A 6,307-nucleotide genomic window follows, 5' to 3' on the forward strand; every position below is an offset into this window, starting at 1 on the left:
AGTTACGGCGGCCATAGCGACAGGGAAACGCCCGGTCCCATTCCGAACCCGGAAGCTAAGCCTGTCTGCGCCGATGGTACTGCACTCGACAGGGTGTGGGAGAGTAGGACACCGCCGAACACCCGTTACCGAAGACCCCCAACATTGTTGGGGGTCTTCGGCTTTGAGGAGGGGACCCGCTTTCGCGGGTCCCCTTTTCTCGTATGCGGACATCCGTCCGACCTATGCTCGGAGTTGTGGGACGGATCGAGCCGGCGACAAGTGTGTTCGGTGATTTCGAACTCACCATGGACGAATTGCGGGCGGTCGCCCGATACGTGACGGAGAGCGCCCAGGCCGTGCTCCCCGTCTTCGAAGAATCTGTGCCCGACGACCGTCGTCCACGTGCAGCACTCGACGCGGCTCGGGAATTCGTCGACGGTGCGCGACGAACGAGACTCCAGCGCGTCACCGCTCTGGATGCCCACCGGGCTGCAAAGGACGCACCGACCGAGGCGGCGTCCCTTGCCGCACGGTGCGCCGGTGATGCCGCGGCGGCTGCCTATCTGCACCCCATCGCGAAGGCCACTCAGGTCGGGCACATCCTGCGTGCTGCAGCGAGTGCCGCTCGCATCGCCGAACTCCGCGCTGACGGCGACCCGGGAGCCGCGGAGGACGCGCTCGACGACGCCCGGCGACGCGCGACTTCCGTGGTGGTCGACGTCCTCTCCAGATATCCGCTCGCGCCCACGTCGAGAAGTCGGGTCGGAGAGTTGATGAGCGCACTGGATACGTCTCTACGTCGTCGGACCTAGACGACATCCGGAGGGGGACCCGATGCTCGGATCCCCCTCCGGATTCCCATCCCCCGCGACCGGTGCCCATCCCAGATGTACGCCGAGTCGAGCGCACAACTCGAACAGGTGCTGATCGACAACCAGGCACGTTCGGAGGGTGTCGTGGTGGAGTCGGGCATGAGGTACGCGACGACGACGAAGGTCGAGGTCCTGTTGTTCGTCGACCAGAGCGTCACGAACACCCTCGTCCCCGAACCGCGACTCGACCGCAGCCGTGTGGTCATGACGATGGAACTCGTCGACGGCCGGTGGCTCGCGTCGCAGGTGGATCTGCCCTGAGCCGGCGTCGCGTCAGGCTGTCGGTGCCGGAGGGAGCTCTCGTGTGCTCAACCACGCCTCCCACAGCGGCCGGAGCGAGACGTCCGAGAAACGCGCGGCGAGATCCTTGAACTGTGCCGTCGTCACGTTGCCGTGCCGGTGTTCCGCGGTCCACGTCCGCAGGAGGGTGAAGAACGGCTCGTCGCCGAGTTGCGTGCGCAGGGCGTGCAGGGTCAGTGCCCCGCGCTTGTAGATTCGGTCGTCGAACATGTCCTTCGGGCCCGGATCCTCGAGCAGGATGTCCTGCGGCTTGCGGGCCAGTCCCCGGTGGGCGTCGAGTGCGTGCGCGTGCGCCCACCTGCCACCCGAGTTCTCCGACCACAACCATTCCGCGTAGCACGCGAATCCTTCGTGGAGCCAGATGTCGCACCAGCGGTTCAACGTGAGGCTGTTGCCGAACCACTGGTGCGCCAATTCGTGTGCGACGAGCCGTTCCTCGCGGCCGGTGCCGTCACAGAAGTTCGCGCCGAAGATCGACAATCCCTGCGCCTCGAGGGGGATCTCGAGGTCGTCGTCGGTCACCAGAGCGGTGTAGTGCGCGAACGGATACGGGCCGAACAGGCGCGTGAACAACTCGAGCATCTCGGTCTGGCGAGCGAAGTCCCGATCGAACTCCGCGCGCAGGCGAGGCGGGTGTATGCCGTATTGCGGTACGGGTTCCGTTGCGAGGGTGCGTATCTCGTAGTGGCCGGTCTGGACCGTGGCGAGATAGGTCGCCATCGGTTCGGGTTGCTCGTACACCCGGGTGGTGCGGCTCGCCTTCGTGGTCTTGTGCACGAGCGTGCCGTTCGCGATCGCGACGAACGGAGCGTCGGTGGTGACGGCGATACGGTAGGTGGCCTTCGAACCGGGATGGTCGTCGCAGGGGAACCAGGTGGGTGCGCCGTTGGGCTGGCTCGCGACGAGCGACCCCTCGTCGAGTTCCTCCCAGCCGACCTCACCCCACATCGTGCGCAGCGGGGTGGGCGTGCCCGAGTACTGCACACCGAAGACGAGGACCGCCCCGGCGGGGAGTTTCTCGGCGGGGGTGACGGTGAGCTTGCCACCGCGATGCGCGAACTTGGCGGGACGTCGCCCGTTGACGGTCACCTTCGCGACCCGCATCGACTGCGCGAGATCGAGTGAGTACTTGGCGCGCACGTCCGTCGTCGTGGCGATGATCTTCGCTCGGCCGTCGAGCCGGTTGGACACGACCTTGTAGGTGAGTTCGAGTTCGTAGCGGGAGACCCGGTAGCCGCGGTTCCCGCTCTCGGGCAGATAGGGGTCGAGCGGGCGGTCGGCGGCGACCGGCGCGACGGGCTTGGCGGCCTTGATGGGCTTCACCGCGGCGACCAGTCGTTCGGTGTGGTCCACGGCGTGATCGGATTGCCCTGCCAGCGAGTGGACGGCGGGACGACGTCGCCGCGCATCACCAGTGAGGCGGGGCCGACGGTGGCACCGTCGCCGATGCCCGAGGCGGGCAACGCGACGCATTGGGGGCCGAGCGTGGCGCCGGCGCCGAGGGTCACGGTGTCCATGGACATGATCCGATCATGGAACAGGTGGGTCTGTACAACGCAACCGCGTTCGACGGTCGCACCGTCGCCCAGCGACACCAGGTCGGCCTCGGGCAACCAGTAGCTCTCGCACCACACACCGCGGCCGATCCGCGACCCCAGCGCGCGCAGCCACAGGTTCATCACGGCGGTGCCCGCCGCGGCCCGGGCGAACCACGGTGCCGCCACGGTTTCGACGAAGGTGTCGGAGACCTCGTTGCGCCACACGAACGAACTCCACAGCGGATGCTCGACGCGGCCGATCCGACCGACGACGAGCCATTTCGCGATCACGGTCACGAGGCACGCCACGGCTCCGGCCACCATGAGCACGAGACCGCCCAGCAGCGCAGCGGCGAGATAACCCAGGTGCGCGGCGAGGGTGTTGAGGGCGAAGAGCACACCGAGCCCGATGCCGTAGGTGACGACCATGGGCACGAGCCGGAAGGTCTCGACCGCGCCCCGTGCGATCTTCAGTTTCAGCGGCGGTTCGAAGGTGCGACTCGCGTCGCTGTCGCCGCTCGCGCGCCGCAGGCGCACCGGGGGACTGCCCAGCCACGACGAACCGGACTTCGCCTTCTCCGGGGCGGCGGAGAGCACCGCGACGAGTCCGTGCTTCGGGACCCGCCGACCCGGCGCCGCCATGCCCGAGTTGCCGAGGAAGGCACGCTTGCCGACCTTCGCATGCGAGATGTACAGCCACCCGCCGCCGAGTTCGTAGGAGGCGACCATCGTGTCGTCGGCGAGGAACGCTCCGTCGGCGACCTTCGTGAACTTGGGAACCATCAGCACGGTCGACGCCTCGACGTCCTTGCCGATGTCGGCGCCGAGCAACCGGAGCCAGATCGGGGTGAGCATCGACGCGTAGAGCGGGAACAGGAAGGTGCGCGAGGAGTCCATGAGGCGCTCGGTGAACCACACCTGCCAGCCCACGCGGCTGCGCACGGGATGCCAGCCCTCCGTCATCCCGACGGCGAGCAACCGCACCGCCGTCAGGGTGAGCAGGGCGAAGACGAACATCGTCAGCAGCGCCGCGACGGGCAGCATCGCCAGCGAGTGCACCACGGCATCGGAGACGGTGGGGGTGTCGTGCACCCACCACACGAGAAGCGCGACCCCGGCGGCGATCGAGACGACGGGCAGGCCGCCGAGCAGGATCGACGACAGGGCGTAGACCGGCACCCACCTGCTGCCCCGCGGCGGTGTCGCGGCGGGCCACGGCCGGTCGGCCTTGCCGGCCTTGCGGGCGGGGGAGCCGGACCAGTTCTGCCCGGCCTTCACGCGGCCGAACACCGCGGATCCGGCCTCCACTTCGGCGTTCTTGCCGATCCGTGCGCCGGGGGCCAGGAACGATCGGGCGCCCACCGTGGCGCCGGCACCGATCCGGATGCTTCCGATGTGGACGACGTCGCCGTCCACCCAGTAGCCGCCGAGGTCCACCTCCGGCTCGACGGCACACCCGTCGCCGAGTTCGAGGAGACCGGTGACGGGCGGAAGACTGTGCAGGTCGACGTCGCGGCCCACCTTCGCTCCCAGCGCCCGCGCGTACTGCCGCATCCAGGGAGCGCTCGAGATGTTCACGGCGCCCACGGCCTCGGACAGTCGCAGGGCCGTCCACAGCCGGAGGTGGACGCTCCCACCGCGGGGGTAGCTTCCGGGCTTCATGCCGCGCAGCAGCAGACGTGAACCCGCGACGGAGATCGCCATGCGCCCGACGGGCGTGAGGAACAGCAGGACACCGAGCGTGACCCACCACCACGACAGGGTGACGGTCCACGGCACGTCCACGACGAGCGCGACGAGGTTGTTCAGGATCGCCAGCCAGGTCACCCACTGCAGTCCGGTGAGGGTGGTGACGACGGCGGTCACCGCGATCTGACCGAGCTGCGCGAGTCGCGGCACCGGGGTCACCTCGCGCGGGGTCGCCGCTTCCGTCGGCGCGAGTTCGTCGAGATAGACGGCGAGCGATCCGAGCCTCGGGTGGTCGTACAGTTCCGCGACCGTCATCTCCGGATACCGGCTCCGCAGCGCCGTGACGAGTTGAGCCGCCGCGAGGGAACCACCGCCGAGTTCGAAGAAGTCGTCGTCGACGCCCTCGATCCGGGCGCCGAGGATGTCGGTCCACAGTTCGGCGACCCATTCGGCGGTGGGATCGAGACCGAGTGCTTCCACCGAGTCGGCATCGGCGCCCGGCAGCGGCCACGGCAGAGCGTTGCGGTCGACCTTGCCGGACGTGCGGGTGGGGAGTTCGTCGACGAGCGCGAGGCGCGGGACGAGCGCGGCGGGGAGCTGTTCGGACAGCAGGTCGTGGGCCGAGGCGATGTCGAAGTCCGGATCGGTGGAGGCGATGTATCCCACGAGGATCGAATGCCCCGCGGCCGTCCTGCGGACCGCGCACGCACCGCCTGCCACGCCGGGCAGGTTCTGCAGTGCGTTGTCGACCTCGCCGAGCTCGATGCGGCGGCCACCGATCTTGACCTGGTCGTCGGCGCGCCCCTGGAACAGCAGGCCGGCGCGGTCGAGCGTCACGAGATCACCGCTGCGGTAGGCGCGGTCCCAGCCCAGAGTGGGCATGGGAGCGTACTTCTCGGCGTCCTTCGCCGAATCGAGGTAGCGAGCGAGACCGACACCGCCGATGACGAGTTCACCGGACGCGCCCTCCTCGACGGGGTTGCCGTCGGCGTCCACGACGGCGAGATCCCATCCGTCGAGGGGCAGGCCGATGCGGACCGGTCCGGTGCCGTCCATCAGCGACGCGCAGGCCACGACCGTCGCCTCGGTGGGGCCGTAGGTGTTCCACACCTCGCGTCCCGGAACGGCGAGACGTTCGACGAGATCGGGTGGGCAGGCCTCGCCGCCGAAGATGAGCAGACGCACCGCTTCGAGGGCTTCGGCCGGCCACATCGCCGCGAGGGTGGGCACCGTGGAGACGACGTTGATGTTGCGGGAGACGAGCCACGGCCCGAGGTCCATGCCGGAGCGGACGAGCGCGCGGGGCGCCGGAACCAGGCAGGCGCCGTGCCGCCACGCGAGCCACATCTCCTCGCACGAGGCGTCGAACGCCACGGACAGTCCGGCCAGGACGCGGTCGCCGGGGCCGAGCGGCGCCCCCTGGCAGAACATCCGCGCTTCCGCGTCGACGAAGGCCGCCGCGTTGCGGTGGGTGACGGCGACACCCTTCGGTGTTCCGGTCGAACCGGAGGTGAAGATGATCCACGCGTCGTCGTCGACGTTCGGGCCCCGCACGGCCGGGGTGCCCGACGGCGGTGCCGTGCCCGGTCCGATGCCCTCGTCGGTGACGATGGCGGTGACCTGCGCTTCCGAGAACACGAGTTCGGCCCGCTCGTCGGGATCGTCGGCGTCGACGGGGACGTACGCGGCGCCTGCGGCGAGAATGGAGAGAATCGTCACATACAGGTCGCTGCGCCCGGAGGTCATGCGCACCCCGACCCGGTCGCCGGCCCCGACGCCGGCGTCGTTCAGCGCGTACGCACCGGCGATCACCGCCTCGACCAGTTCGGCGTATTCGAGGACCGCCGAGCCGTCGTCGATCGCGGGGGCGTCGGGATGTGCTTCGGCGGTGCTCCGCAGCAGGTCGACGAGGGTGCGGGCGGGTGG

4 protein-coding genes and 1 rRNA gene are annotated in these 6,307 nt (G+C 69.3%); 3 read left to right on the forward strand and 2 right to left on the reverse strand.

Features of this window, described 5'->3' with window-relative positions:
• The first annotated feature begins 3 nt into the window (after positions 1-3).
• The 3 genes from rrf (at position 4) to B9C99_RS25280 (ending at position 1,115) form a co-directional block, all read left to right on the forward strand.
• Positions 4-120 (forward strand): 5S ribosomal RNA (rrf, locus tag B9C99_RS25270).
• A 167-nt stretch (positions 121-287) separates the two neighbouring features.
• The gene (locus B9C99_RS25275) at positions 288-794 is read left to right on the forward strand and encodes a putative immunity protein (protein WP_037191579.1); all 507 of its coding nucleotides are present in this window, start codon (positions 288-290) and stop codon (positions 792-794) included.
• 75 nt (positions 795-869) lie between these two features.
• A complete protein-coding gene (locus B9C99_RS25280) occupies positions 870-1,115 on the forward strand; it encodes a hypothetical protein (RefSeq protein ID WP_088899779.1) in 246 nt (81 codons plus the stop codon).
• A gap of 12 nt (positions 1,116-1,127) precedes the next feature.
• Here the strand turns inward: B9C99_RS25280 and B9C99_RS25285 are convergent, their stop codons facing one another.
• Both B9C99_RS25285 and B9C99_RS25290 read right to left on the reverse strand, forming a co-directional pair.
• Positions 1,128-2,489 (reverse strand): M1 family metallopeptidase, encoded by a 1,362-nt coding sequence (locus tag B9C99_RS25285; protein ID WP_172415090.1) that lies wholly within the window; start codon positions 2,487-2,489, stop codon positions 1,128-1,130.
• The coding region (locus B9C99_RS25290) for a Pls/PosA family non-ribosomal peptide synthetase (RefSeq protein ID WP_088899781.1) at positions 2,474-6,307 on the reverse strand (3,834 nt) is incomplete at its 5' end. The genes B9C99_RS25285 and B9C99_RS25290, both read right to left, overlap by 16 nt.

Origin of the sequence: Rhodococcus sp. BUPNP1, from assembly GCF_002215235.1 — a bacterium.
GTDB lineage: Bacteria > Actinomycetota > Actinomycetes > Mycobacteriales > Mycobacteriaceae > Rhodococcus.